This window comes from Oleiphilus sp. HI0086 (genome assembly GCF_001635225.1).
Genome location: NZ_LWFZ01001520.1, coordinates 1 through 805, shown reverse-complemented (window position 1 = coordinate 805; position 805 = coordinate 1). Strand labels below are relative to the sequence as shown.

The window sequence follows — 805 nt, the reverse complement described above, 5'->3', positions numbered from 1 at the left end:
ATGCATACACAAACCTGTGCCAAGGTCCTACAATCCACCCTTGACCCAAGGACTACTACATACGCATTTTATCCAGTCTAGTTGCTGCTTGAATAATACGCGAATTAACAACCTGGTTCAATCATGGAAAGTCTGTGTGAGACACTGCTCTCACTCCAGCTCAACGTGCCCTTCGCAAAAGGAATATCCCTGCTACCAAACATACCGAAATAGGAATAACAGTCGCATAGATTGGATTAAAACCAAACACAATTGCACTCGGCCCTAACAGGTCTTGTGCATACTTGAACAACAGTCCAACCACTACCCCTGAAAACACCCTAAACCCCATCGTGACAGACCTAAGAGGCCCAAATACGAACGATATTGCCACCAAGACCAATACTGCCGTTGAAATTGGCTGAAACGCTTTCTTCCAAAATGACATCATATAAGCGTCAGAGTTTAAGTCCTGAGCTTCAAGATATTGAGAATAAGTATATAAACCCGATATAGATAAGTCGTCGGATGACACAACCAACACACTAAGCACCGAGGGAGACAAGTCTGTTTGCCAAGTTTTAGTTGGGAAATGATTGACGTAAGTGCGCGCCCCTTTAAAGCTTGTTTCAATAACAGACTCTAACTGCCAAGTACCACGCTGAAAAATAGCACGCTTCGCAAACACACTACTTTCAAGCTGATGATCAGCATCATACCTCTGCAACGACACACCATGAAGCACACCGTTTGATTGCACGGCATTAAAGTGCATAAAAGTATTACCCTCCCGATGCCACACCCCTCTATGACTGGCAACATTTTG

Annotated in this window: 1 protein-coding gene; it reads right to left on the bottom strand. The window is 44.1% G+C overall.

Annotation, left to right across the window (positions count from 1 at the left end):
- Positions 1–160: 160 nt before the first annotated feature.
- Positions 161–805: LptF/LptG family permease (locus A3756_RS25615; RefSeq protein ID WP_156490777.1), on the bottom strand; the 645-nt coding region annotated here is incomplete at its 5' end.